Here is a 25,929-nt window from a genome sequence, read left to right on the forward strand (position 1 = left end):
GGATTAATCATTTGTAATAGTGATGGGCCCTTGATAGCAACGTCGATTATTTTTACATTATAAATGGGCTTAGGGAAAGCTTTTTCTATAACTTATTGATTGAAAAAGAATATATAGATATTGGCCCTGAATTTGCTAATAAATAGCTTGGCCTGGAATGTTACTTAGCTGCCAATAAGATAATTTAATTTAGCGTTAAAACCTAAATAGCAGGTATACCATTTTCAGTAGTATCTTAATCAGGAGTTTTAACATGCGCTTATTATTTGCTTTAATAACCGGGCTGCTAGTCGCGGGTCCGTCATTGGCAACACCCTATACTTACAACTATTCGGCTAATTATCTATACGGTGGTGGCGAAGACACCAGCGTATACTCGATTTCAGATGAGGCGAAAGCCTTTTCAACGATTACCGGCACTATAACTTTCTCCGACATTATTATCTCCACATCAGGCGTGGACGTTTATTATGAACCAGCGGTAATTACCTTTAATGAGTTGGCTGCCACGCTCGATATTGCGCTTCAAAGTGTGTTGATTCAGCAGGATTATAGATGGGATCAGCTTGCTTTTGTTAGCGAGGTTATCACTCCAGCCCCAAGTACCAACTATAATGCAATCGGTCTTATTCTTAGGGACAGGGTAGGGAAGACCGCTCTTGATGCGCCCAATTTTCCTGCTGCAATTGACATAGGTTTATTTGATGTGAATCAGCTGTTTTTCATGAACCAGCGCGATTTAGGTAATGGCTTGAGAGCGACAGAGCGGACGAATTTTGAGATTACGAGCCTTCAGCTGCAAACAACTTCAGTTCCGGTTCTAGAGCCAGGTTCGCTAGCTCTACTTGGTTTAGGTCTAGTAGCCTTAAGTTTTAGGCGCCGCAAAGTAAATGTCTAAACTCACTTGTTAAGACAAAAGAAAACCTCAGCTATCCAGTTGAGGTTTTTTGCTATCTAGTGACTGGTAGTTTGGTCAGCGTTAGCAACTTCTATATTAAATTGCTAACGTTCTTGTCACCTAGCTTTCTGTTTGATCTGCTATTTCATGCGTATCGTCAATCTCGGTATCAAACTGAGTGCATAGTATTGCCTAGGCTTTTATGGCCTGGTAGCAGCTAAAACATTTGGACTCAGGGCAAAAACTATTTCTAGGCTTTTTTCTTTTGTACGATGCAGGTCATTTCGGCAGTCTTTTAGTCGGAATCTAGCTGTTAAAACATGGATGCCAGCTTTCGCGGTAGAGCCCCGCGAGCAGAGTGAGTGTGTTGGACATGACTATAGCGGGTGAGCTTTATTTTTTTCTCTTCGAGGTAACCCCATTACGAACAATTTTAGTTTGGCTTACTTTGTTGGTGCGTTGTTTACGGGTGTTGCTGGCGACTTTTTTGACTAAGTCGTCGCGTTTGCCTACTTCATAATCGGGTAGGTTGATGCGTTTAATGCTGCTGCCAATTAATTTTTCGATATTGTGCAGGGCGCGTTCTTCTTCGCGGCTAATAAAGGAGATGGCTTGGCCTTTGTTGCCGGCACGGCCGGTGCGGCCTATGCGGTGCACATAGTCTTCGGCCAGGTAGGGCAGGTTAAAGTTGACCACATGCTCTAAGCCTTGAATATCTAGGCCGCGAGCGGCTACCTCGGTGGCGACCAATACTTGAATTTTACCGGATTTAAAATCGGCGATGGCGCGGCGCCTAGTGCCTTGGCTTTTGTCGCCGTGGCATAGTGCGGCTTTTAATTTAACGATTTGCAGCGCGTGCATCAAGTTGTCGGCTTGCGCCTTGGTGCTGGTAAATACCAATACTTGAAACCAATGGTGCTTTGCAATTAACTCAATTAATAACTCGGCTTTGCGACGTTCTTCCACAGGGTAGGCGACGTGGTCTACGGTATCGGCGGTGGCGTTTGGTTTGGCGGCGCTCACTACTTTATGATTTTTGAGTCGTTTGTGGGCCAGCTCTTTTACCGCTTGTGACATGGTGGCGGAGAACAATAAGGTTTGGCAGCCTTTGCGGGTTTTTTGTAGCAGCTCGGTAACGTCGGCGACAAAACCCATATCCAGCATACGGTCGGCTTCATCCAGCACCACAAATTCGACGTTGGAGAGGTTTACCGTGCATTGCACGATATGTTCGAGTAAGCGGCCTGGGGTAGCGATGAGTATATCCACACCGGCGTTTAGCTTTTTCTCTTGGCTGCTGCTTTTAACGCCGCCGTAAATGGCGGTTACGGTTATGGGCGTAAACTGCGCATAGGCTTTGATGGTGTCACCTAATTGCTCCGCCAGCTCACGGGTGGGGGTTAGTATGAGTGCGCGCGGGCTGTTGGTTACCGTGGCCTTGGGGCGATCTAGCATTTGTTGCAGTATGGGTAGGGCGAAGGCGGCTGTTTTACCGGTGCCGGTTTGGGCATTAGCCAACACGTCTTGGCCGCGCCGCGCCGGGGGTATGGCCTGCTGCTGTATGGGGGTCATTTCCTTATAGCCACAGCTATCCAACGCTTTTTGCAGATTTGGCGCCAGGCCTAAAGATTTAAAGAGCATGTGCTGTCCTTGAATAATGTACGGGCTGGCTGCTGATGGCCAACGAGGAGCGCGATTATAGAGTGTTTAGGCCAGCACTGCTGGATTGATTTGGGGATGAAAGGGGTTGGTCAAAAAGTGCAGCGTGATCAAAAAAACACTCACTCTGGCCTCTTAACCCTCATTAAGGAGAGTTGCTCCCTCTTCTGGACCTAGGTGGCAGGCGGCAATACAGGCGGCTTGGTCGTAAATGCCGGATAACAGGCTGAGTGTGCGAGTAACCTCTGCCATATTCTGCTCACTGTCAGAAATCTTCTGTGTTAGTGGTACCAAAAGCTCTCGACGAAAAGCCGCGTACCTGTCTGTTGCCGCAATGCCTTGCTCTGAGATTTGGTACCTAACGCCCCGCTTATGGTTTGTATTCCCCTGTTTTTCTATTAATCCGGCCTTCATTAGCTTTCGAGTGGAATACTGGATATTGGAGGTATCATCGCGATTCATTAGCCTGGCAATGTCAGAGATGCTCTTTGGCCGATCATGTAAGCGTATTAGGTTGAGCATCGCATAATCCTGCCCATTACAATTCTCCGGCGCGGTATGGCTGCATGCTGTGCAGTCCTCCATCCAGCGGGAAAAGGCGGCATACCCTCTAAATAGCGCTAGTTCAAACTCTGTAAGGCTGATCTCATGGTCATTTCTGGCCAGATGCCAGTGTTTATCTAAGGTTTCTTCTCGATCGGGCATTTTATTAGATGGCACGGATTAGGCCTCGTTGTAAAAAATCGATTCTAACATTCCATTGCATAATTTAACGATTAAATTGTGTACAAACATTAATTTAAAGGTTAAATTAAGTTTGCAGTATCTTACGTATAAAGTATTTTTTCATGGAACACGTTGTTTTTTCCACCAATTGTACTGATGTCATGTCATTACAAGGGCACCAGAGCACTGGGGTAGCAGCTGATAAGGAAGTCTTGTGTTGGCTCAAATGTGTGAGTATTCGGTTTGGAAAGAAGAGCTTTTAGCGTTTCAGAATTAAGTGACTAATTAACAATAATAAGGACTTATAACAATGAATAAAAAAGCACTTACTAGTTGTATTGTTGCAATAACAACGGGTCTGGTTAGCCCTGTTGTACTCTCGGCTACTATTCTTGAAGAGGTAATTATTACTGCTCAAAAACGTGAGCAGAATATGCAGGACGTTGGTATTTCTGTGACGGCGTTTACCGGTGATCAAATGAAGGCGATGGGGGTTACCCAGAGCTTTGATGTGGCGGCGTTTACACCGGGTGTTCATATCAGTGGTAACCTCGCAGGTCAAAATACCCAGTTTTCAATCCGGGGTGTTACACAAAACGATTTTAACGATATTGTTGAGGCGCCTAATGCGGTTTACCTTGATGAAGGCTATTTGGCGATAGCTCAAGCACAATCCTTTTCGGTTTTTGATATCCAGCGGGTAGAAATACTCAAGGGCCCGCAGGGGACATTATTTGGGCGTAATGCTACGGGTGGTCTTGCCCATTATATTTCCAACAAACCTAATTTTGATGTGGTAGAAGGTTTTATAGATATCACTATCGGGGAATACGATACGCCAGCTAATGCCAATGTTTATACCTTGGAGGCGGCTGTTGGTGGGCCGATAACAGATACTGTTGCGGGCAGGGTAGCCATTCGTAAAAATTTGCAGGATGGGTATTTAAAAAACCTTTATTCAGAAAGTGACGCTTTTAATCCTTCTCCGGGTGAGGGTGCCGGCGCTGATCTTGGTGATGACGATACAGAAGCTGCACGTATAAGCCTTGCTTTTAAGCCTACCGATACCTTAGATATTAGTCTGTCAGCCAATTATGCGTCGTCTGAAGTAGGCACCGGGCCTTTCCAAGCAAAATCCACCATTGCGGTACTTGATGCTAATGGTGAGATTGTTAATGTCATTGATACCCCGCCCGATGAAACTCGATTGAGTATTCAAGGTAATGGGGATGGTGGCGCGAATACGTTCGATGGTAGCCAGTCTTTGCCCGGTGGGGGTATTGGTTTGGGCGGGCGTTCAACTCCCGGCGGTGATTTTTTTGGTTATTTAGATCCTGATGGCGACGACTTTACCTTCTCTGGTGATTTTGCATTTAAAGATCAAGGGTCGACAGATACCTGGGGGCTTAATGCCAATGTGCAATGGGCGCTTAATGATGATGTTACCTTCACCTCCATTACCGATTATAAAGAATACGATAAATTACTTTTTATTGATGTTGATGCTGCCCCCGTCAATCAGCTTGCAAATTATGCGGGTGTCGATGCTAGCAGCTTCACCCAAGAGTTCCGCCTCAACGGCGGTACTGAGAACAGCCGTTGGGTGGCAGGATTTTTCTTCCTGAATATTGATAACCACTCAGATAACGGATTAAAGGGATCTGCAAATAGTATTTTGGGTGCGGCACCCAATGCGCCAATTGATATTGGTGTCGTTGCTGACCTTGAGACCAATTCTTACAGCGTATTTGGCCACTATGAATATGACTTTGCTGAGGACTTTACTCTGATTACCGGTTTGCGGGTTATTCAGGAGGAAAAAGACTTCGAAGTGGATATTGGTGTATTTTCCTCCTTTAGTAACTTCAGTGTTAATCAAGGTGAACTTCTTAATAATCCGCTTGGAGCGGGGTCCCCTTTCCATGAAAAAGCCGATAAGTCAGATACTTTGTGGGCAGGGAAGATACAGTTAGATTACCGGCTTAACGATGACACTCTGATGTATGCCGGCGTTAATCGTGGTGTGAAATCGGGTAGTTTTAATGCACCGTTGTTGGGGGCATTTTTGGGTTCGGGTGGTGTTGACGCGCTTCCTTATGATGAAGAAGTTTTGATTTCCTATGAGATGGGGCTTAAGACGACGTTCCATGACGGCCGAACTCGCTTCAATGTAAACGCTTTTTACTATGATTATAGTGACTATCAAGCCTTTTTGTTTGTCGGTGTTGGTGGTGTGGTTGTCAATGCCGATGCAGAAAATTATGGTATTGAAGTCGAGCTGCAATCTAACCCTATGGACGGCTTAGATCTTATGTTCAGTGCGAGTTGGTTTGATGCAACGGTTAAAGATATTCCTTTGCGAAGCGGTTCGCCGCTGCCACCACGGGATGTTGATCCTACCTATGCGCCAGAGTTTCAAGCGACAGGTTTGATTCGTTATGAGTGGGAATCTTTTTCCGGCGGCACTATGGCTGTTCAAGCCGATGTGAGCTACTCCGATGAGTACTATTATAATTTGCGTAACTTTGATGCTGACAAATTCGATAGTTATGTGATGTCGAATGCGCGTGTTAGCTGGTTATCTGTTGAAGAAAAGTGGGAACTAGCATTGTCGGTTAAAAACATCACTGATGAGCGTGCAGGTCTTCAAGGATTTGATCTGGCGACATTGTGTGGTTGTAACGAAGTCTCTTACCGAGCCCCCCGTTTATATGCTGTTAATGTGAAATACTCTTTTTAATTGTCCTAGTTTAACGAAGGTGTTATCGACTAACACCTTCGTTTTAATTTATTTATAAGCATTGACGCTTCGTTATGAATACCACTCGCCGCAATTTTTTGAAGCCTTTACGTTTGGCATTGCCATTTATTGGTGTAAAAAACCTTGCTGTTATCGTCTAGTTTGGTAAGAAATCGAGAAACACTTGATTTGCGAGTTCCTCATGATCAGCCGTTGATGTAAGCAATATTTTGATAAGAGTTTTTAATAATTTTAAAAAATCACTCTACAAAGGCGATAACAATGACCAACCTCATGAAACAAAAAGCCGGGTTTAAGCTGGGCACATTTTCGTCGAATTGTTCATCTGGGATGACGGTGACAAAATCACCTGATCGCTGGGTAAATAGTTGGGAAAATAACCTCAAACTGGGAAAAATGCTGGATGACGCCGGTATTGATTTTATGCTGCCCATTGCACGCTGGATTGGTTACGGCGGCGAGACAGACTTTCACAACGATGTGCTTGAAACTATTACATGGGCCACGGCGCTGCTGGCCTCGACCAAAAATATAACCGTTTTTGGAACCGTACACACGGCGGCTAACCACCCGGTGGTGGTGGCTAAGCAGATTGCGACCATGGATCATATCGGGCAGGGACGTTCGGGACTGAACATCGTGGCTGGCTGGAATAAGCCTGAATATGAAGCGCTGGGGCTGACGCTGCCGGACGATCACGAAACACGCTATGGTTATTCGCAAGAGTGGTTTGATATCGTCGAAAAACTATGGACGTCAGAAGAGTATTTCGACTGGGATGGTAAATATTTCAAGCTCAAACATGTTGTGGGTAACCCTAAACCAGTAGGTAGCAGGCCGCCGATTCTTAATGCGGCGGGGTCCGAGATTGGGCGTGCCTTTGCGACGGATAACGCTGACTACCTGTTCACGCCAGCCATTGATCTAAGCCGTTCTGTGGGAGAGATCAAAGAATTGAAGGCACTGGCCGCCACCAAGAAACGTGATGTTGGGGTTCTAACCTTTAGTCATGTGATTTGCCGCGAGACAGAAGCAGAGGCAACCGCGCTGCGGGATCGCTTGATGGGGGACCTAGCTGATTGGGAGGCCGTCGATAATCTAGTGAACTTGCAATTTGCCCATGCGCAAAGCTTCCCACATGATTTACTGGCGCAGATCAAGAACCTCTTTGCTATGGGCCACGGTGGGTTTCCGCTGGTTGGCACACCGCGCCAAGTTGCGGATGGCATTATCACGTTGCATGAAACTGGCTTTGCCGGCACCACACTGTCCTTTGTTGATTATGTTGAGGAATTCCCATACTTCCGTGACCAGGTACTGCCGCTTTTGGCAGACGCGGGGATTAGATAAATGGCCAGCCCATCCGCCGAGGACTTTACCGGTGCGATGCGTGCGTTGGTAGGTAATTGTTCGGTTATCACGGTAGGTGAGGGGCAGGACAGGTCAGGCTTAATTGTGACGTCGGCCATTTCACTCAGTGCTGACCCGCCTTTGCTGCTGGTTTGTGTGAGCCGGAGCTCGTCAAGCTGGCCGTTGCTTAAACAATACGGTCGGTTTGGCTGGTCGTCGCTTGGAGCTGGCCATCAACGTGTGGCTGAACAATTTGCAGGATTTGGTGGCGTCAAAGGCACTGATCGTTATGAGGGAGCCGAGTGGGAAACTGCGGTCACCGGAGCGGTATTGTTGAAGGGTGCCCCGGCAGCTTTTGATTGTGAGGTCGACGAAATAATTGATAGAGATACCCATTCCATTGTGATTGCTCGGGTTCGGGCAATCAAAGAAACGCCGGATGCAGGGGCATTGATTTATTGGAACGGGGCGTTTCAAACTCTGAACTAGTGTCGGCTTGTTGGGGGAGTGCCTGATAAATTATGAGAATATGGATTCACTATATTCCATTAACGTAAAGGGTGCTTGTTTATTAACCAATATTAACGAAGCTGTTATCAGCTAAAGCCTTCGTTTTATTTTTTTGATGGCGATTGAAACTTTGTTATGAATACAACGCGTCGTAATTTTTTAAAATCTTCAACCTTGGCCTTGTCATTTGTTGTTGGTGCAAAAACCTTGCTGTTATCTCCTCGGCAGGCGTATGCACTCAGTATTCCTTTGCAGATACTAAGTGAGTCAGAGGCTACCATTTTAGAAGTCTTGGCTGAGGCGATTGTGCCGGGGGCCAGAGTTGCTGGAATTCGGCATTTTATTGATAGCCAGCTGAATGCTGATGTTGATAGTAGTTTGTTGATGATTCGTTACTTAGGTGTGCCAGCGCCTTATCTTGGGTTTTATACCAATGGTTTACGAAGTTCCGAGGAACAGGCTCAGGCAAGACATAAAAAAAACATAGCAGCGCTTAATATAACGGAGTTATCTCCAATAATTGACGACATGGCTGAAGGGAACGTTAACAACTGGTCGGGCCCACCTGCCAGTTTTTTCTTTTTTGTATTGCGGTCTGATGCTGCTGATGTTGTCTACGGTACGCAAGAGGGGTTTGATCGTTTGGATATCCCTTATATGCCGCATATTCTTCCTGAACAGCCTTGGTAATTGATAATGAATACAGCGATTAATAGTTTGGAAAAAGTTGACTTGCTTATTGTCGGTTCCGGCGCGGCGGCCAGTGTTTTTGCCGCCAAGGCAGCGCAGGCGGGCAAGCAGGTGTTGATGCTTGAAGCGGGTCCTGAGCGTAGCAATAATGATTTGGTTAGTTCGCAGTTGTGGGCTCGTCGCCTTAAATGGGGTGGGGCACAGGTTGAAGAAGAGGGTAATTTAAAAGTGGGGCATAGCTTTAATACAGGTTGGGGAACCGGCGGTAGTAGCATGCATCATTACGCTGTTTGGCCTCGATTACATGCCAATGATTTTAAGCTTAAGAGCCTTTATGGCAAAGGTAATGATTGGCCAATTGACTATGAAGATTTACGCCCCGCTTATGATCAAATTCAAAGTGAAGTGGGGATTAGCGGTGACGAAAAGTTGGAAAAATGGCGGCCAGCAGGAGCGCCGTACCCCATGCCTGGCCTGCCTGTTTTTAACCAGGGTGAAATTATTGCCAAAGGCTTCGCCGCGTTGGGGCGCACTACTGCGCCTATTCCCCTAGCGATTAATAGTCGGCCCTACAAAAACCGTAGCTCTTGTGTTTATGATGGTTGGTGTGATGCTGGTTGCCCAACGGGTGCTTTGGCCAACGCTCAAACAGTTTACCTACCACAAGCGAAAGCCGCGAAAGCCACAATTATTAATCATGCTACGGTCACCCGCCTTTTAACTAGCAAAAAAGGCGATAAAGTGACAGGGGTTGAGTATTGTGACGAAACCGGTAAACAGCATGTGCAGATGGCAGATGTTGTTGTATTGGCGGCTTTTGCGGTACAGAACCCGCGGTTGTTATTGGCTTCTGCTAATCAGGCGCACCCAGATGGTTTAGCTAATTCAAGCGGTCTGGTTGGAAAATATTTAATGACGCACCCTGCAACGAGTATTTATGGTTTATTCAAGCAGCCTACGCAACCTTATTTAGGTGCTACCGGGGGGCAGTTAATTAATCAGGATAGCTATGATGATAAGCGTGCACGAGAGGGCGCGTTTGGAGGGTATCAATGGTTAATCGCTAACGCACTCAAACCTAATGGTTTGTTGGGGATAGCCAATACTCGCCCTGATATTTACGGTCCGAAACTGGATGCCTTTATGAAACAAGCCGCTGAGCATATGGGAACTATGGTTTTTGTTGGCGAAGATTTACCGCTCGCTGAAAACAGAGTGGTCTTGAGTCAGCAAAAAGATAAGTATGGTGTGCCACTAGCCAGAGCCATACATAATATTCAGCCGGAAACAGAGGCGATGTGCCAGCATGCTGTGGCCGAGGGCAAAACAATTTTTAAGGCGGCGGATGCCGAGCAAATATGGACTGGGCCTAGGGTAGCCATGCATATAATGGGGGGGACTATTATGGGCACAGCTAGAGATAATTCAGTGACTAACCGTTATGGTCAATGCCATGATATCGCCAATTTATTTATTGCGGGCACGGGCTTATTCCCCTCTAGCGGCGCGGTTAATCCAACGTTTAGTTTACATGCACTAGGTTTGCAAGCGGTGGAGTATATGTTGCGTGAATGGGAAGGCATTGTTTAAGGCGTAGCTCATTAGTCATAAGAGATTACCTATATGAATTAGGATTCCCTTCGCCAGTAAGCGACGCGGCTTTCTTTTTTAGTTTGATGTTGATGCGTTGTTTAGCAATGTGCGGTAAGAGCCTGAAATAGGATTTCTATTTTTATAATGGGTACGCAAAACGTGTGCGAGTACTATGGGGAAACCTTGCTAGCTGTTGGGAGGCTAGCCGAGAAGGTTTTTTAAAACATCTCGAAGGCTTGCGCCAGTAACTCATAGCTGCGCAGCCTTTGCTCAAAAGTATGGGTAACATTAACCACCGATACCTCATCGGCCTGGCAGTTGGCGACCAGCGTTTCTATGCGTTGTCGGCATTCAGCGCCCGTGCCGGCGATGATGTCCGCTAGGCATTGGTCAAAATAATCTTTTTCGCTGTGGGACATCTTAGCGATCGCATCCATAGTTTGTTGTGGCGAGGGTAAGCCATCACGCATATTGTGCATATGGGCTAACACCTTGGCATAGGCGCGTATGGAAGCGATCTGCTGAGCCTCCTCAGTACTGTCGGCGCACACTACCGCTAAGGCCAGCATGGTTTTGGCGGGGCCGGTGTGGCCAGCGCCAGCATACGCGGCGCGATAGGCCTGAAAGATTTTGTCGGCGGGGGTTCTACTATCAATAAACTGTGCCAGCACAAATCCCATGCCTAACTCCCCAGCAAATTGGCAGGAGCCACTACCTGAGCCCAGCATCCATAGGTTGGGGTTGATGTCGCCTTCGGGGGTAAGTTTTAAGCTGGCATAGGGGTGATCAGCCGGCATGCTGCCATGCAAAAAGTGTTGTAAATCTTCTGCCTGTTGCGCATAGGCTTGGCTATGGGAGGGCTGATGTGGGTATGCCAGTGCCTGGCGAGCACATCGCCGCCGGGGGCTCTGCCTATGCCTAGGTCAACTCTATCGGGGTAGAGCAGGGCCAACATGCGAAACTGTTCGGCAACTTTATAGGGGCTGTAATGGGAAAGCATTACACCGCCGCTGCCTACTTTAATGCGTTCTGTTTGGCTGGCGATATGGCCTATGAGTATTTCGGGGCAGGGGCAGGCAAAAATACCGGAGTTATGGTGCTCTGCCATCCAATAACGATGGTAGCCCCAACGTTCGCAAGCCTGCGCTAACTTAACGGACAGCAGTGGCGATTCCGCAGAACTGGAGTTGGCATGTATAGGGGCTTGGTCGGTAACGCTAATAAGTAAGGGCATAAATCGTAGAGTGGCAGCTGGGTTAATAGTTAATAGTAGGGTGAATTATGCCATAAAAAAACAGCACCGTTTTGTAATAATGCTTGTGCTAGAGTTATTGAGTTAACCAACGATATCATTTGTCGATTTTGCTAGGTACGATAAACTTCTTAATCATGTGCTGTGCTGATAGCTGGAAAATCATAGACAAATTCAGTAAAAGCTTGTACTTTTTGTAGGCGTTTTATTCGCGGCTGATTATAAGGGATAGTATAAAACGGCTGCTGATAATGATAGCTATGAGACTAAAAAAAGGTATTTGCTTTGGATGACATTCTGTCAAATAAACCCGGTAAGCTATCTAGCGACTTGCTAGATTATACTGCTCGCTGTATAGAACATTTAGGGACTAGGCAGTTTTTCGATCCTTTTTTTGAGATGATTTATAATATATTCGAGGTCGATCAATGCACTATTTTTTTTCTTGATCCCTCGTCTGGTATGGAGTGTTTGCTTTCTCGAAACTTTATGGATGATGTTGTAGCTAAGTCGTTAGCCAGTAACTATGTCGGTGATGGCTATAATTCCGATCCAAATTTTTCTATTCTTGAGTCTTTAGCTATAGGTGATACTAAAGTAATTCACCTAAAAGATACGGAGAAGGAGATGGATTATAGTTATCGTAAACACTTTTTTAGCTATCCCCATTTAATTGATAAGGTTAGTATTTTAACGGCTGTTAATATCGGAAAATACTATATCAATTTTTACCGCGGTAAAGGTAGAGTATCTTTTGTTGATCAACAACTATTTGTAGGCGGTTCAGAGGCTAAATTATTTGCCTCTATTCTTTCTCAGCATTATAGGCTCAATAAGTCATTAAGTGATGAAGGCCCGTTGGCTATTCTTTCAGATCGTGAGCGAGAAGTTTGCCAAGGTATTCTTCATGGTCAAAAAATGGACGCCGTTAGCGCTGAAATTGGTATTGCAACAAGTAGTGCAATCACCTATAAAAAAAGAGCATACGCAAAATTGGGCATAACAAGCCGAACTTCCTTGTTCGATTTATGCCGTAAAAACTAGCGTTTTTGTTAGTTTTGCTGAATCATAAATTCATCGAAGAACGCAGTTAACTCCTCATGTGCATTAAGCGGTAAGATATTGGCGATATGTTGATCAGGTCTTACTACAACCATGCATCCGCGAGAGCGATCTATATTACGTTGCTCAAAAATGTCGTTGTCTTTTTCGGCATAAAATACTTTTTCGTAATCTCTTAATCCGTATTTACCTTTGGCCGGCCATAAAAAGTCAGGCATGTCTTCAATTGATAGATCTTGTTGCTGAAATACAGCATAGCAATCAATTACGGAATCAATGTCCGCGGTGCCGGGTGTGTACTTCTTAACGGGTGAAGATTTAGAGTTTGCTAAAAACTCAACAAGTTTGCATGCATCTGAAGAACTTTCTATTGGGCTTTGTACGTTACCAAAAATAAAAATGCGCCAGCGGCCATCAGCTTTATTCAGGTGCCCTAAATGTAGTCGCCTATCATCTGCCACTCGTATAGCTTCGGCTGAATGGAATCGTTGACCTATAATAAAGCCGCTAGCTAAATTCTGATTCTCTTCACCGGTACAGATATATGAAGGGTTATATTGGATAGATGTGCCCGCTATAAAACCACTTTGTCTGGCCATGAATTTTTCGATATCAGCTGTGTTTGTTTTAACTTGGTTTACACCTTCTTCTGACGTAGGGTTAGTAGCCACTAATCTTGATAATTGTTTATCGGCATCAATTAACTTTAAGGCTACTTTGCGCCGTTCTGAACAGTAGGTCTGCAGCAATTTCGGCTGGCATTTACCCAATAAAACAGAAGCTAACTTCCAGCCTAGATTAAAGGTGTCTGGCAGTGACGTGTTCAAGCCCCAGCCGCCTTTAGGGCTGTGTGTATGGCAGGCGTCACCAGCAACAAATGCGCGTGGAATAATGTTTTCGTTATTGTCGGCAGGTGTGTCATCAAATCTGTCGGCCACGCGTTGCCCAACTTCATAGATGGACCACCAGGCGACTTCTTTAACGTCTAGTTTATAAGGGTGCATAATTTTTTGCGCTTTTGCTATTACGTCTTCGACTTTAAGGTCTAGGTGGGACGCTCGTTGGTCTTTACCTAATAGATCAAGCTCAACATAGAGCCGAACTAAATAACCGCCTTCGCGGGGTATAAGCATTACCGCGCCACTTTCTTTTGATTGAATAAAACTCTTGATTCTAATGTCGGGAAAGTCTGTGACGGGTAAAACATCCATAACCCCCCAAGCTTTATTGGCCGAATCACCTTGCAAGGTTATATCGAGATTTTTTCGTACAGAGCTTCTGGCGCCGTCACAGCCAACAACATACTTAGCGCGCACAGTTTCGACTTTAGGTGATTGGGAATCATCATTTAGCTCAAAAGTTGCAGTGATAGGATGTGCATTTAGATTTTGGGTAAGCTTAGGATCAATATCTAGCTTAAGTAATCGGCGGCTGTAATGGGGCACTAAATGAGTTACTGAATTTTGCATGCCTTCGAGTAATAGCTCGTGTAGTCGTGCCTGGTTAACAATACCATGGGCGAATTCAGAGAGGCCAATTCTTGCGTCTGGCGATTTGTGTGTACGCTTAATGTTGTCAGGCTGTTCGCTGTCAGGTTCCCAGAATGCACCCTGTCTTAACTGATAAGCTTCTTTAACAAGCATTTCGCTGCTGTTAAATCCTTCCATGATTTCCATTGTGCGGCAGGATATTCCATCAGCTTGTCCAAACATAAGAGGGCCGGGCTTTAGGTCAGCGATACAGGTTTTAATGTCAGGAAACTCTGATAGCTGCCTTGCCAGCGCTAGACCTGCAGGGCCACAGCCGACAATTAACACATCTACCTCTTTTGGTAAGTCAACTATAGGTGGCGTAGCAGCGGGTTCTCTAGCTGCATCTGGGATCTGATAGTTGCCAGGTTTAAAACCATTGAGATGATATTGCATTACATAATCCTCTTAACTAGCGTGAATTTATTTTCTTAACTGCCGCTCGTATGTGTAGCATAAAAGCATATATGAGTTATCAAGAAACTCTGTCACCCAAAAAAGGGGACGCTCTAGTACATGCTTGGCTAGTGTTTAGGTGGCCAAGTATGTTGTTATCAGGTAATCGGTGATCATTTTGTGCTTTTCCTTGTTGAATTGCTAACAGCTGTAACTGGCGTTTTTTTATGGCTGTGATGGGTTGTCTACCACACGCCACAGCAGGTAAAAGGCGGTTGATGAGGCAAAGCCCAACGCTATCATAATGGCCATAATCAGCGGTGTGTAATGGGCAAAGCCACCAATAACAATAGCAGTAACTCCCCCCATGCCCAAACTAAAAGCGCCAAACAAGGCCGACAATGTGCCTGTGCGGTTGGGTAAGTACTGTAAACCCAATGCCACATAGTTGGGGCGTATAGCACCGCAGGGCAGCAAACAAAACCATAGGGTGATGACGATAGCCGGTAAATTTTCGGGGTTGTAGCGGGTGAGATACAACAATAGGCTGCTGCTGCAGAGGGCTATAACTAGGCCGCTAACAATAATGATATGGGTGCCTATTTTGGCCACATAGTGTTTGCTTAACCACGACCCGGCTAAAATGCCGCTGGCCATTAATGAAAATAGCAGGCCATAGTGTTGCGCGCTGAGTGCGTAGTATTGGCTAAAGATAAGCGCCGAGCCAGTAACAAACGTTAGTAAAGAAATTGATGCCGAAATTTCGGCAAATAATAACAACATAACGTATTTGTTTAAAAAAGTTTCCAGATAGCCCTTAGCAATATTAAACGGGTGTAGGCTCTGGCGTTTTTGTTTGGGGTGGCTTTCTTTAATCCATAAATGGGCGGCAACTATACAAATTAAACCATAGATCGATAAAGTATAAAAAGTGGCTGGCCACGGCCCAAAATACAATATTAAGCCGCCTATGGTGGGGGCAATTAATGGCCCCACTTGGATGACACTCATTACCCCTGCTAGGGCTTTAGCGGTTTCTGCGCCTTGGGTGCAATCGCGGATAATCGCCCGTGAGGTTACGGCGGCGGCGCAGCCCCCCAGTGCTTGTAGTAGGCGGTTAAAAATAAGAAAGTCTATATCCGTGCTAAGCGCGCACAGTAAGCTGGAGGCGGTATAAATATATAAACCGGCCAGTAAAACCGGGCGCCTGCCTAGGCTGTCGGAGAGTGGCCCAAAAAAGAGCTGGCCAAAACCATAGCCTAAAAAGAAAATGCCTAGGGTTAATTGCACCTGCTCTTGTTTGGCATTCAACGACTCCGCCATGCTAGCAGTGGCGGGTAAATAAATATCGGTAGAAATAGCCGCTAGGGCCGATAAGGCACCTAGCAGAATAATGAAACCAAAAGACAGGCTATTGAGTGCGGTGCTGTTCGTTGCTTGCGGCATTACAGTGTTTAATAACCGGCAAGTGGCGTGTCGTTATCGGACTCGATAAAGCGATTAGCTAATTGACGGGTGGCACTGCTTAATAAGGCTGCATCCACACCTACGCCAACAAAGCTGGCCCCTTTTTTCACATAGGCTTTAGCTAAGGCTTCATCGACGGCTAGCACGCCCGCCGCTTTACCCGCTGCCAGTATCGTTTTAAAACCCTCTTCTATCGCTTTAACGACATCGGGGTGGCCGGGGTTGCCTATATGGCCCATAGAGGCTGATAGGTCAGAAGGGCCGATAAAAACGGCATCAACGCCATCAACCGCAACAATCTCGGCCAGGTTTTGCATGGCCGTTGTGGTTTCGGCTTGTACTATTAAGCAGATTTCTTTATTGGCCTGATTAAGGTAATCATCGACGCGGTTCCAGCGCGCAGCTCTGGCCATAGAAGTACCCAAGCCGCGTATGCCTTGAGGCGGGTAGCGTACATCCTGCACCAATTGCCTAGCTTGTTCGGCGGTATCTACCATGGGGATGAGTAAAGTTTGCGCGCCTACATCTAGCAACTGTTTTAACACGGCGGTGCGACCTTCGGCGGGCCTAACAATGGCGGGCACTTTATAGGGCTCAATAGCCGAGAGGTGATTTTGTATATCACGAAGGCTATAGGGCGCATGCTCGGCGTCTATCAATACCCAGTCAAAACCTGCGCCTGCGCCAATTTCGGCGCAGATGCTATCGGGCAGGCCTAGCCACAAACCGAACTGGGGCTTGCCGCTGGCGAGTTTTCGTTTGAATTGATTGATGGGTAAATTCATAGCAACGCTCTCTTAAACAAAACGGCAGGCAATGCCACCGAGTGGGCCGTAGTCGGCGTGTACCGTGTCACCGGCTTTAACAGCGATGGGCCTAGTAAACGAGCCCGATAAAATAACTTGGCCGGGTTCCAGTGCTATACCGTGTGGGGCAAACCGTTTAGCTACCCAACAAATACCATTGGCCGGGTGGTTGAGTACGCCAGCGGCTAGGCCGGTCTCTTCCAATACACCGTTTAGGTAAAATAACGCACCGCACCAGCGTAAATCCATGTCGTTGGGTTTAATGGGGCGGCCACCCATGATAATGCCGGCATTGGCGGCGTTATCAGAGATAGTATCTAACACTGTGCGGGTATAGCCGCTTTCTGGGTGTACCCGGTGGCTGCGGGCGGCAATAATTTCCAGCGCAGGCACCACATAATCGGTGGCATTGAGTACGTCAAAAATAGTGACGTTTTCACCTTCTAATCTATCTTTTAATACAAAGGCTAATTCGACTTCTATGCGCGGGTCGCAAAATTGTGAGACATCGATATCGACGCCATCGGGAAAAACCATGTCGTCTAATAACACACCGTAGTCGGGCTCGTTAATTTTCATGGCGTCTTGCATGGCGCGCGAGGTTAGGCCAATTTTATAGCCCACTATGCGACGGCCGTCGGCCACTTTTTTATCTACCCATTTTTTTTGAATGGCGTAGGCGTCATCCATAGTCATCTTAGGGTGAGTCAAGGTGATAGGGTCTATTTGCTTACGATTAACTTCAGCTTGATACAGGTCATCGGCAGCTTTTTGGATATCAGTTTCGTTTAGCATGTAATTTCTCTTGTTCTGACTTTTGGTCTAACTCTTGTTTTAACTATTGGCCTGACTCTAGGGATAGGTACTCACGCAAGTTATTTAAATTGTATTTCAGGACCTCGGGCAATTCGTTCAATTCAAAGGAAATGCCCAGGCCCTGCTGTTGCTGTATAGGCGCTAAGTGTTCGCTCAGTACCTTAAAAAAAGCCTGTGCTGAAGACTGTTTTTCTTCATCACTACGGCCAGCGCCTATCTTCACTTGTAAGTGTAGAAAGGCATAGTTAGGGTTGCCATTGGCTACCCTAAAATTGTCACAACGGTGTGCGCGGCTGCGTATGCCTGCCAGCGGGTATAACTTGGTGGCTAGCGCGGCGTTGTGTAATTTTTCAAACAGCTGATCCAATGCCAGTAGTTCATCATCAATATTTGTTGAATGCTCAAGTATAAAGTGTGGCATGTGCTCTCCTGCGATAGTTTAGCTTAAGGGAAATACCGCATTAACTTGGCCGGTACCTGAACTGGCAAAATACTCACCTAAAATTTCGACTTTGCCTTGGTATTTATCCCAGCCCAACATGCCTAGTAACATGGCGGTGTCGTGCATGCCGCCTTCACCGTGACAGGTTTCATTATAGGTGCCCAGCATGTCGGTAAAGATTTTCCATTGGCCTTGCTGCCATAACTTTAAAACATGTAAATCAACTTGGCGGTAAAACTCATTGCTAATGTCAAACATGCTTTCTTTGTCAGAGCCGTTATCGTTAAAGCGGTGCGACAAGGAGCCACTGGCCAAGACCATCACTTTACTGCCGCTTTTTTCTATCGCTTCTTTTACCGCTTCGCCAAAACGTCTGGAATCTTCGTGGCTGTGCCAAGCACACCAGCCGGCGATGGAGATAACATTAAAGTGTGAGTCGCTATTCATATAACGACAGGGCACCAAGGTGCCGTATTCAAGTTCTAGCGAGTCTACTTCATGTGCAAGGGTGTTGACCCCCTTGGCATTGGCGCACTCGGCAATTAAACGGCCTAGCTCGGGGTTGCCGGAATAGCTGTACTCCATATCTTTAATAAAGTGTGGCAGTTCATTACTGGTATAAATACCTTTAAACGCGCTGTTGCAGTTAATGTGGTAGCCGGCATTGACCAACCAGTGCACATCAAAGACTACGATAGTATCGACGCCTAATTCACGGGCGCGACGGCTCAATTCTCTGTGACCCTCTATGGCTTGCTCGCGACAGCCCTGGTGGGGACCTGGTAGCTCTGAAATATACATGGACGGTACATGTGTGACCTTGGCCGCTAGTGCAATCTCTCCCATTGTTCTCTCCTCTTAATTACTGTGCTGTTATCGGCCCAAGACGGGGACTTTGTGGGTGCCGTGGGCGATGCACACGTTTTTAGTTTCCATGTAAAAGTCAAAGCTGTAATCGCCACCATCGCGACCTATGCCCGACATTTTGACGCCGCCAAAGGGCGAGGGCAGGTTGCGGTTGTTTTCGGAATTAACCCACAGCATGCCAGCTTCTACATGTCTGGCCATGCGCATGGCGCGGCCGCTGTCATTGGTCCAAATATAGCCGGATAAGCCATAGATGGTGTCATTGGCTATGTGGATAGCTTGCTCTTCGGTATCGAAGGGTATGGCTGTTAACACTGGGCCAAAGATTTCTTCTTGAGCGATACGCATGCTGTTATTGGCATGGGTAAATAGGGTGGGGGCTACGTAGTTACCTGCACCTAAGTCGGTGCGGCGCTCGCCGCCAGCGGCAACTGTGGCGCCGTCTTCTTTAGCAATGTCCATATAACTCATCACTTTTTCGAAGTGCTCGGTATGCACCAGTGGGCCTACTTCGGTGTCGGGGTCTAATGGGTGGCCTACTTTCAGGTTTTTAACTCGTTTTTCTAATGCTGCTAAAAATTTATCTTTAATGCCGCTTTGTATTAGTAGGCGGCTAGAGGAGGTGCAGCGCTGGCCATTGAGGCTATAAATCATAAACACCACAGCGTCTAGGGCACGATCAAAGTCGGCGTCATCAAAAACGATAACCGGGTTTTTGCCGCCTAATTCAAAATGTACACGCTTCAGGGTTTCAGCGCCTTGGCGCATGATGTGGCTGCCGGTAGCGCCTTCGCCGACGAGTGCGATGGCCTTAATGGCAGGGTGTTCGGTAAGGCGTTTGCCAGCAACTTCGCCAAAACCATTAATGGTATTCCAGACACCATCGGGTATGCCTGCATCGCGAGCGATCTCGGCTAATAGCATGCCGGTTAAGGGCGTTAGCTCGGCGGGCTTGTGTACTATGGTGCAGCCAGAGGCTAGGGCGGGGGCTATCTTCCATGTGGCCAGCATAAAGGGCGTGTTCCAAGGGGTGATGATTCCCACGGGGCCTATAGGCGAACGTATGGTGTAGTTGGTGTGCTCTTCTTGGTGTAATGCCTGGCCGTTTTGGGCTTCGGGTGCTTTATCGGCAAAAAATCGGAAGTTAGCTGCGCCGCGTATGGCGGCTTGCTTCATGAAGCGTATAGGTTGGCCGCAATCCATAGATTCAACCAGGGCAATCTCATCGGCACGCTCAACGATTTTGTCGGCAAAGTGATTGAGCAGCTTCTTGCGCTCGGCACCGGGCATATCGCGCCAGGCGGGGAAGGCTTTTCCCGCGGCTTCACAGGCGTGGTCAACATCGGCTGCTGTGCCTATTACTACATTACCTAAAGAGCTGTTATCCGAGGGCGTGACGTTGACATAAGTCTTTGAGTCAGCAGGTAAATAAGCTTGGCCATTGATGTGGTGGCCAGTGGTGTTGGCTTTAAAGCGCGCTAAAAACTTTTCGGCATTGGCTGTGTTTTCATCGAAAATTGACATGAGAGGCTCCGTATCACTGATTCAAGTACATAACATGTTAAGTATTATAGGGTGCACCTTAGGGAGATGTAAAACTATTTATCGGTGTTTCGTCTTTTAAATCCTAGGTCTTTGGTTTATTATGCATAACATGTTAAGTAATTTGGGTGCTGGCTGGGCTAAATGCCTAGGCGGCCAAGACATAGTGGAGAATAGCAGATGAAATTTTTAAGCTTTGAAAAAGATGGCAAACAGTCCTGGGGTGTAATTAAGGATGAGGGCATAGTCGATTTAGGTAGCCGAGTGAGTGGCGACCTACATGATGTGCTAAAACAGGGCAAGCTAGAGGCTATGAAGCAGATGGCTGCTGATTTAGCGGCGGATTTCCCAGCTGAGGGTGTTAAGTATTTAGCCCCTATCACCGCACCGGAAAAAATCGCCTGTGTAGGGGTAAATTATGCCAACCGCAATGCGGAGTATAAAGATGGCTCTGAGGCGCCTAAATTCCCTAGCTTATTTATTCGTACCCCAGACTCTTTAACCGGCCATGATCTACCGCTAATACGCCCACCGGAATCGCATCAGTTAGATTATGAAGGCGAAATCGTTTTGATTATCGGTAAAGAAGGTCGTCGCATTGCAGAAGAAGATGCGTATGACCATATCGCCGGTATCACTATTATGAATGAAGGCACCTTGCGCGATTGGGTTCGTCACGCCAAATTCAATGTTACCCAAGGCAAAAACTTTGTGCACTCAGGCTCTATAGGCCCGTGGATGGTAACCATGGATGAGTTTAGTGAAGAGCAATTAGAAAATATGCGGGTAACAACTAGAGTCAATGGTGAGGTTCGTCAAGACGATACTACCGCCAGTATGATGTTCCCCTTTAAATACATTATTAGTTATTTTTCAAAATTCTTTCACCTCAAGCCGGGCGATGTTATAGCAACAGGTACCCCTAATGGTGCTGGAGCACGTTTTGATCCCCCAATTTACTTGATACCTGGCGATGTGGTTGAGGTAGAGGTAGAAGGCGTAGGCGTTTTATCTAACGGGGTTGCCGACGAGGTTTTATAATGAGTAACGCTAAGCTACGCGGTTTTAACCGTTCTTTGCCCATGTCCTTATTAAAGGCACGTGAGGCTGTGATGAAAAAATTTGCTCCTTCATTGAAGGAGCATAATCTTTCCGCGCAGCAATGGCGTGTTATTAGGGCATTAAAAGAAGAAGATGGCTTGGATATATCTGAGCTGTCTGAACGCTGCTATTTACTAATGCCTAGCCTATCTAGAATTATTCAAAACTTAGAAGCGCGCCAATTGGTGAATCGTCAATTAGTGGCTGGTGACCAGCGACGATCAGCTATTTTTATTACTGATGAGGGCGTGAAACTGTTTAATGTAATTGCACCCAAATCAGCGGAGCGCTATGAGCATATTACTAAGAAGTTTGGCCCAGGAAAGCTAGAGTTACTCTATGAGTTGTTAGACGAGTTGATAGAAAAAATCGATGAGTAAACATATATACGGTAAGACTATTACTTAGGAATAAAGCACCTTTGTATGGGCGGCCTTAATAACTGAGCGGCGTTAGTATAATGAACGTCAGTTTGAAGACAGGATTAGGTGAATAATAATAATGACAACACATAGCAAAAGTTTCTCAATTAACGATGTCATTGACAGTGGCAGGGTTAACCCGCAGCAAAGTTTAGTAATTGTACTGTGCCTTATTTTTAATATGCTAGATGGATTCGATATTACCGCAATGGCGGTTACCGCCAATGCGGTGGGTATAGAAATGCAGATAGCTGAAGATAAACTGGGTTTGGTGTTTAGCTTTTCTTTAGCCGGGATGATGTTGGGGGCGATGTTTCTGGCTTCTTTTTCCGATGTGTTTGGTCGTCGCAGGCTGGTAATTATTTGTTTATGGGTAATTGGTTTTTCCGTGCTGGCCACAGCCTATGTCAGTAGTTTGGCCGAGTTAATCGCCTTGCGCTTTATTAGTGGTTTGGGCGCGGGGGCCATGTTGGCTAGTCAGGCGACCTTGGCGTCGGAGTATAGCCCTAATAAGTACCGGGCATTGGCGGTAGCTGCAGTAACGGCGGGTTACCCATTGGGTGCCATGATGACGGGCTTGGTGGCCGGTTATATCGTGCCCGACTTTGGTTGGCGGGGTATGTTTTTATTAGGAGGTGTGGTGACCTTGGCTATGGCGCTGTTGGCCCATGTGTTGTTACCAGAATCCTTGCAGTTTTTGTGTGAAAAAAGGCCTAAAAACGCACTGTTAAAGGTGAATAAAATATTAGCCCGTTTTTCTATGGCCGCAGTGGGTCAGTTACCCACTATCGATAAAGATTCCAGCACTATGGCAGAGCCTGGCCAGAACAGTGTTGTTAGCAATATGGTTAAGCTTTTAGCGCAACAGTATAGAAGGCAAACACTAATTTTATGGTCCTCCTTTTTTATGTGTGTTTGCAGTATGTATTTTTTGATGAGCTGGACCCCGAAGCTGATGGTTAATGCGGGTTATAGTTCGCAGATAGGTAACTACGCCTTTTCTTTATTTAATTTTGGTGGGGTGATTGGTATTTTTGTACTAGGCACTTTGGCGACACGCTGGATGTTAACCACCGTGGTATGCGTATTCTCATTAGCGGCATTTGTATTGATGCTGTTATTCGCAATTTCGCCCGCCAATAGCACGCTATTACTGGCGATTATTTTTTTAATTGGGGTAACTCTACAAGGTGGCTTTACTGGTTTATATGCCACGGCGGCGAAACTCTACCCCACTAATATTCGCAGCACCGGTGTGGGCTGGGCTATAGGTTTGGGTCGCTTGGGTGCGGTTTTTGGCCCAGCGATAGCCGGTTATATGATTGCATCGAATGTCACTATGTCTATGAGCTTTATGTTTTTTGCGGTGCCAATGTTGATTAGTGGCCTGCTAGCTTATCGTTTACGCATACGCTAATTCAGTATCACAGTGCTTTGTATTATTTAGAGAGTGTTGTTATGAGTTTTTATCCATTGGTGTAATGGGGTATATAAAATAACTCGAATGTATTGCCTCTTTTAAAATAACGGAAACCTTTAGTGTTAATGTGCTGGCCGATGATTAGCAGGATATTGTTAATAGCTATGCTAAAAAAGGCGCACATGAATTGGCTGCTGAGCATTTCCATATAGGCTCCGCTAATATGCTGGTTAATTAGTGGTACTATTTCGAGTCAATTGTTTGTTTAAACAACGCCTTAATCTAATCGCTGGGATATTGATGACTATGTTAGCCCCATTGCGCGCTGCGCTAGCGTGCACGTTGATTCTGTGTTTTTTTACCCTGCATAGCTGGGCTACGATTGCTGAAGAGCCTGTTAAAGAACGAATTAAGGACGCTGGCTATATAGGCAGCCAGCAGTGTGCTAGCTGTCACCTGCAGGCCTTTAAGGATTGGCAGGGCTCCCACCATCAACTGGCTATGCAGCACGCCAATAATGACACGGTATTAGCTGATTTTGCTGATCGCCAATTTACCTATAACGGCATTACCTCAAGCTTTTATAAAAAAGGCGATGAGTTCTGGGTTAAAACCGACAGTGCCGATGGCAGCTTGCAGGATTATAAAATTGCCTACACCTTCGGGGTAAGCCCGTTGCAACAGTACTTGATCGCTTTTGAGGATGGCCGCTTGCAGGCCCTGTCCATAGCTTGGGATAGCCGCAGCGTAGCGCAGGGCGGCCAGCGCTGGTTTCACCTATACCCAGAGGATAAAATGACCCATAGTGATGCACTGCACTGGACTAGGCAGTCACAAAATTGGAACAGCCAATGTGCGGACTGCCACTCTACCAATCTGCAAAAAAATTATCAGCCCGGGTCTAACCGTTACCAAAGCACATGGTCAGAAATTAGCGTGGGCTGTGAAAGTTGCCATGGCCCAGGGGCAGCGCATGTTGTATGGAGCGATAACAAAGAGGCTAACAAAGATGGCAATAAAGGCTTACAGCGTGATGCCGGTAAGGCCAGGCAATGGCTGCGTCAAGACGGCGCGGCTACGGCAGTAATTAATAGTCGGCATGATATTGATGGTGACCGCCAAATTAATAATTGTGGCCGCTGCCATGCGCGCCGCAGCCCTATACATGATGATAAAGCCTCAGTTTTCTCTGATCAATTACTCGATACTCATATGTTATCGCTTATAGAGCCGCCGCTTTATTATGTGGATGGCCAGATTAAAGAAGAAGTGTTTGTGCATGGCTCTTTTATACAAAGCAAAATGCAGCAGCGCGGGGTGGTGTGCAGCAATTGCCATAACCCCCATAGCTTGGCGCTAAAGCAGCAAGGCAATGCGCTTTGCGCCCAGTGTCATAATCCCAATCAGTTTGATCGCTCTGAGCATCACCACCATGCTGCAAAGAGTACCGGAGCACAATGTGTTAATTGCCATATGCCAGCGACTAGCTATATGGTGGTTGACCCTAGGCGTGATCACAGCCTTAGAGTTCCCCGGCCTGACATATCACAGCAGTTGGGCGTACCTAACGCTTGTAACCAATGCCACGATGATCAAACAGTGGCTTGGGCGGCAGCCGCTTTTAGCCAGTGGTACCCACACCGAGTTAAGCAGCCACACCCCGCCTTTAGTTTATTTGCCGGTGAGCAGGCCAACCGCCTCGCGGTGCCGCAGTTGGCGGCATTGGCTAGGGATAGCGCGCAGGCGGCTATCATACGCGCCTCTGCTTTGCAGCGCTTGAGTGCCTACCCTGAACCCTATGCCATTAACACAGCTGTGAGCTTATTACAGGCACCGCAGCCTTTAATACGGGTGGCCGCTTTGCGGGTATTAACCGCTATGCCTTTAGAGCAGCGCATGGCTAATGTTTGGCCCTTATTGGCAGACCCTGTTAAAGCGGTAAGGCTGGAGGCGACGCGTTTATTGGCAGCGGCGATTGTGCCCGCAGCCTTGCCGGCGGCCCTTAGCGAGCAGCAGAAGAAACAGTTACAGCTAGCCATAGATGAAGCTATGGCCAGCGCTAACAGTCTTGCCGATACCCCCACGGGGCAAATGCAGCTAGGGGTTATGTATGAGTATATGCAACAAACGGATAAGGCAAAAAACGCTTATCAACATGCACGGCTATTAGAGCCCAATTTTATTCCGGCGTTGTTAAACCTTGCTGATTTACATAGGTCGCAGGGGCAGGATGGATTGGCTTTGCCATTATTATTACAAAGCCTAAATTCATCGCCTGAGAGTCCAGAGGTGCATTTTTCATTAGGCTTGTTGTACATACGGCTTAAACAATTGAAGCTTGCGCTAAGCCATTTGCAGCAGGCCGCTGAGATAGCGACCAATAGCGCTCACTACAGTTATGTTCATGGGGTGGCCTTATTTGAAAACGGTGAGCCAGAGCAGGCTATTGATGTATTAAAAAGGGCGCTTAAGCAGCATCCCCGTCAGCCCGATATAGTATCAGCCCTAGTCGCTTATTTGCAGCGTATGGGCAGGGCGGAAGAGGCTAGTGCCTATGCCGCGCAGCTGCCCTAGCTGCTAAGTATGGTGCTGGCGTTTTTGCTTTTGTGTTATAGCCATC

Annotated in this window: 22 protein-coding genes; 11 read left to right on the forward strand and 11 right to left on the reverse strand. The window is 46.7% G+C overall.

The features are described 5' to 3' along the window. The first annotated feature begins 253 nt into the window (after positions 1-253). Complete coding sequence (locus B067_RS0117175; protein ID WP_019531328.1) at positions 254-898, forward strand: PEP-CTERM sorting domain-containing protein; 645 nt, start codon at positions 254-256, stop codon at positions 896-898. Positions 899-1,291: 393 nt separating this feature from the next. Here B067_RS0117175 and B067_RS0117180 read toward each other — a convergent pair whose 3' ends face one another. Further along, complete coding sequence (locus B067_RS0117180) at positions 1,292-2,539, reverse strand: DEAD/DEAH box helicase (protein ID WP_019531329.1); 1,248 nt, start codon at positions 2,537-2,539, stop codon at positions 1,292-1,294. Between the two features lie 153 nt (positions 2,540-2,692). Beyond that, a complete protein-coding gene (locus B067_RS0117185) occupies positions 2,693-3,277 on the reverse strand; it encodes a winged helix DNA-binding protein (protein ID WP_156820883.1) in 585 nt (194 codons plus the stop codon). Positions 3,278-3,593: 316 nt separating this feature from the next. Between B067_RS0117185 and B067_RS0117190 the strand changes: the two genes are divergently transcribed. The 5 genes from B067_RS0117190 to B067_RS0117210 all read left to right on the forward strand — a co-directional run bounded on the left by B067_RS0117190 (position 3,594) and on the right by B067_RS0117210 (position 10,184). Further along, the gene (locus B067_RS0117190) at positions 3,594-6,023 is read left to right on the forward strand and encodes a TonB-dependent receptor (RefSeq protein WP_019531331.1); all 2,430 of its coding nucleotides are present in this window, start codon (positions 3,594-3,596) and stop codon (positions 6,021-6,023) included. Positions 6,024-6,305: 282 nt separating this feature from the next. Beyond that, positions 6,306-7,394, forward strand: coding sequence for an LLM class flavin-dependent oxidoreductase (locus B067_RS0117195; RefSeq protein WP_019531332.1), 1,089 nt, complete (start codon positions 6,306-6,308; stop codon positions 7,392-7,394). Further along, entirely contained in the window at positions 7,395-7,883 is a 489-nt protein-coding gene (locus tag B067_RS0117200) for a flavin reductase family protein (RefSeq protein ID WP_019531333.1), read from the forward strand. It abuts the gene before it with no gap. Positions 7,884-8,039: 156 nt separating this feature from the next. Further along, entirely contained in the window at positions 8,040-8,594 is a 555-nt protein-coding gene (locus B067_RS0117205) for a gluconate 2-dehydrogenase subunit 3 family protein (RefSeq protein WP_026244751.1), read from the forward strand. Positions 8,595-8,600: 6 nt separating this feature from the next. Next, positions 8,601-10,184 carry a GMC family oxidoreductase gene (locus B067_RS0117210; protein WP_019531335.1) on the forward strand — a complete coding sequence of 528 codons (1,584 nt, stop codon included), beginning with the start codon at positions 8,601-8,603 and terminating at the stop codon, positions 10,182-10,184. A gap of 221 nt (positions 10,185-10,405) precedes the next feature. Here B067_RS0117210 and B067_RS22280 read toward each other — a convergent pair whose 3' ends face one another. Both B067_RS22280 and B067_RS22285 read right to left on the reverse strand, forming a co-directional pair. Next, complete coding sequence (locus tag B067_RS22280; RefSeq protein ID WP_019531336.1) at positions 10,406-10,984, reverse strand: LLM class flavin-dependent oxidoreductase; 579 nt, start codon at positions 10,982-10,984, stop codon at positions 10,406-10,408. Further along, entirely contained in the window at positions 10,954-11,421 is a 468-nt protein-coding gene (locus B067_RS22285) for an MsnO8 family LLM class oxidoreductase (protein ID WP_051083875.1), read from the reverse strand. Before B067_RS22285 ends, B067_RS22280 begins: the two co-directional genes overlap by 31 nt. A 303-nt stretch (positions 11,422-11,724) precedes the next feature. On the opposite strand from B067_RS22285, the gene B067_RS0117220 reads away from it, so the two are divergent. Next, on the forward strand, positions 11,725-12,483 hold the full coding sequence (locus tag B067_RS0117220; protein WP_019531337.1) for a helix-turn-helix transcriptional regulator: 759 nt from the start codon (positions 11,725-11,727) through the stop codon (positions 12,481-12,483). An 8-nt stretch (positions 12,484-12,491) separates the two neighbouring features. On the opposite strand, the gene B067_RS0117225 is transcribed toward B067_RS0117220, so the two are convergent. The 7 genes from B067_RS0117225 to hpaE all read right to left on the reverse strand — a co-directional run bounded on the left by B067_RS0117225 (position 12,492) and on the right by hpaE (position 20,348). Next, a complete protein-coding gene (locus B067_RS0117225; protein WP_019531338.1) occupies positions 12,492-14,426 on the reverse strand; it encodes an FAD-dependent monooxygenase in 1,935 nt (644 codons plus the stop codon). A gap of 225 nt (positions 14,427-14,651) precedes the next feature. After that, the gene (locus B067_RS0117230; protein ID WP_019531339.1) at positions 14,652-15,872 is read right to left on the reverse strand and encodes a multidrug effflux MFS transporter; all 1,221 of its coding nucleotides are present in this window, start codon (positions 15,870-15,872) and stop codon (positions 14,652-14,654) included. Between the two features lie 8 nt (positions 15,873-15,880). Further along, entirely contained in the window at positions 15,881-16,678 is a 798-nt protein-coding gene (locus tag B067_RS0117235; protein ID WP_019531340.1) for an aldolase/citrate lyase family protein, read from the reverse strand. Positions 16,679-16,690: 12 nt separating this feature from the next. Continuing rightward, positions 16,691-17,494, reverse strand: a complete 804-nt coding sequence (gene hpaH / locus B067_RS0117240; protein WP_019531341.1) for a 2-oxo-hept-4-ene-1,7-dioate hydratase — start codon at positions 17,492-17,494, stop codon at positions 16,691-16,693. A 43-nt stretch (positions 17,495-17,537) separates the two neighbouring features. Continuing rightward, positions 17,538-17,936, reverse strand: a complete 399-nt coding sequence (locus tag B067_RS0117245; protein WP_019531342.1) for a 5-carboxymethyl-2-hydroxymuconate Delta-isomerase — start codon at positions 17,934-17,936, stop codon at positions 17,538-17,540. 18 nt (positions 17,937-17,954) lie between these two features. Then, the gene (hpaD, locus tag B067_RS0117250) at positions 17,955-18,803 is read right to left on the reverse strand and encodes a 3,4-dihydroxyphenylacetate 2,3-dioxygenase (RefSeq protein WP_026244752.1); all 849 of its coding nucleotides are present in this window, start codon (positions 18,801-18,803) and stop codon (positions 17,955-17,957) included. A gap of 27 nt (positions 18,804-18,830) precedes the next feature. Beyond that, entirely contained in the window at positions 18,831-20,348 is a 1,518-nt protein-coding gene (gene hpaE / locus B067_RS0117255; protein WP_019531344.1) for a 5-carboxymethyl-2-hydroxymuconate semialdehyde dehydrogenase, read from the reverse strand. Between the two features lie 198 nt (positions 20,349-20,546). Between hpaE and B067_RS0117260 the strand changes: the two genes are divergently transcribed. The 4 genes from B067_RS0117260 to B067_RS0117280 all read left to right on the forward strand — a co-directional run bounded on the left by B067_RS0117260 (position 20,547) and on the right by B067_RS0117280 (position 25,883). Further along, positions 20,547-21,407 (forward strand): fumarylacetoacetate hydrolase family protein, encoded by an 861-nt coding sequence (locus B067_RS0117260; protein WP_019531345.1) that lies wholly within the window; start codon positions 20,547-20,549, stop codon positions 21,405-21,407. Then, positions 21,407-21,847, forward strand: a complete 441-nt coding sequence (gene hpaR, locus B067_RS0117265) for a homoprotocatechuate degradation operon regulator HpaR (RefSeq protein WP_019531346.1) — start codon at positions 21,407-21,409, stop codon at positions 21,845-21,847. Before B067_RS0117260 ends, hpaR begins: the two co-directional genes overlap by 1 nt. 121 nt (positions 21,848-21,968) lie before the next feature. Further along, a complete protein-coding gene (locus B067_RS0117270; RefSeq protein WP_019531347.1) occupies positions 21,969-23,306 on the forward strand; it encodes an MFS transporter in 1,338 nt (445 codons plus the stop codon). Positions 23,307-23,609: 303 nt separating this feature from the next. Then, positions 23,610-25,883: a tetratricopeptide repeat protein gene (locus tag B067_RS0117280; RefSeq protein ID WP_019531349.1), complete on the forward strand. Its 2,274-nt coding sequence runs from the start codon at positions 23,610-23,612 to the stop codon at positions 25,881-25,883. Positions 25,884-25,929 lie beyond the last annotated feature (46 nt).

This window comes from Dasania marina DSM 21967 (assembly GCF_000373485.1).
GTDB lineage: Bacteria > Pseudomonadota > Gammaproteobacteria > Pseudomonadales > Dasaniaceae > Dasania > Dasania marina.

Excerpts from the sequence above, each read along its gene's own strand:
- B067_RS0117175 (WP_019531328.1), top strand. The coding sequence starts at position 254 with ATGCGCTTATTATTTGCTTTAATAACCGGGCTGCTAGTCGCGGGTCCG.
- B067_RS0117180 (WP_019531329.1), bottom strand. The coding sequence starts at position 2,539 with ATGCTCTTTAAATCTTTAGGCCTGGCGCCAAATCTGCAAAAAGCGTTG.
- B067_RS0117190 (WP_019531331.1), top strand. The coding sequence starts at position 3,594 with ATGAATAAAAAAGCACTTACTAGTTGTATTGTTGCAATAACAACGGGT.
- B067_RS0117195 (WP_019531332.1), top strand. The coding sequence starts at position 6,306 with ATGACCAACCTCATGAAACAAAAAGCCGGGTTTAAGCTGGGCACATTT.
- B067_RS0117200 (WP_019531333.1), top strand. The coding sequence starts at position 7,395 with ATGGCCAGCCCATCCGCCGAGGACTTTACCGGTGCGATGCGTGCGTTG.
- B067_RS0117205 (WP_026244751.1), top strand. The coding sequence starts at position 8,040 with ATGAATACAACGCGTCGTAATTTTTTAAAATCTTCAACCTTGGCCTTG.
- B067_RS0117210 (WP_019531335.1), top strand. The coding sequence starts at position 8,601 with ATGAATACAGCGATTAATAGTTTGGAAAAAGTTGACTTGCTTATTGTC.
- B067_RS22280 (WP_019531336.1), bottom strand. The coding sequence starts at position 10,984 with ATGCCGGCTGATCACCCCTATGCCAGCTTAAAACTTACCCCCGAAGGC.
- B067_RS22285 (WP_051083875.1), bottom strand. The coding sequence starts at position 11,421 with ATGCCCTTACTTATTAGCGTTACCGACCAAGCCCCTATACATGCCAAC.
- B067_RS0117225 (WP_019531338.1), bottom strand. The coding sequence starts at position 14,426 with ATGCAATATCATCTCAATGGTTTTAAACCTGGCAACTATCAGATCCCA.
- B067_RS0117230 (WP_019531339.1), bottom strand. The coding sequence starts at position 15,872 with ATGCCGCAAGCAACGAACAGCACCGCACTCAATAGCCTGTCTTTTGGT.
- B067_RS0117235 (WP_019531340.1), bottom strand. The coding sequence starts at position 16,678 with ATGAATTTACCCATCAATCAATTCAAACGAAAACTCGCCAGCGGCAAG.
- hpaH (WP_019531341.1), bottom strand. The coding sequence starts at position 17,494 with ATGCTAAACGAAACTGATATCCAAAAAGCTGCCGATGACCTGTATCAA.
- B067_RS0117245 (WP_019531342.1), bottom strand. The coding sequence starts at position 17,936 with ATGCCACACTTTATACTTGAGCATTCAACAAATATTGATGATGAACTA.
- hpaD (WP_026244752.1), bottom strand. The coding sequence starts at position 18,803 with ATGGGAGAGATTGCACTAGCGGCCAAGGTCACACATGTACCGTCCATG.
- hpaE (WP_019531344.1), bottom strand. The coding sequence starts at position 20,348 with ATGTCAATTTTCGATGAAAACACAGCCAATGCCGAAAAGTTTTTAGCG.
- B067_RS0117260 (WP_019531345.1), top strand. The coding sequence starts at position 20,547 with ATGAAATTTTTAAGCTTTGAAAAAGATGGCAAACAGTCCTGGGGTGTA.
- hpaR (WP_019531346.1), top strand. The coding sequence starts at position 21,407 with ATGAGTAACGCTAAGCTACGCGGTTTTAACCGTTCTTTGCCCATGTCC.
- B067_RS0117270 (WP_019531347.1), top strand. The coding sequence starts at position 21,969 with ATGACAACACATAGCAAAAGTTTCTCAATTAACGATGTCATTGACAGT.
- B067_RS0117280 (WP_019531349.1), top strand. The coding sequence starts at position 23,610 with ATGACTATGTTAGCCCCATTGCGCGCTGCGCTAGCGTGCACGTTGATT.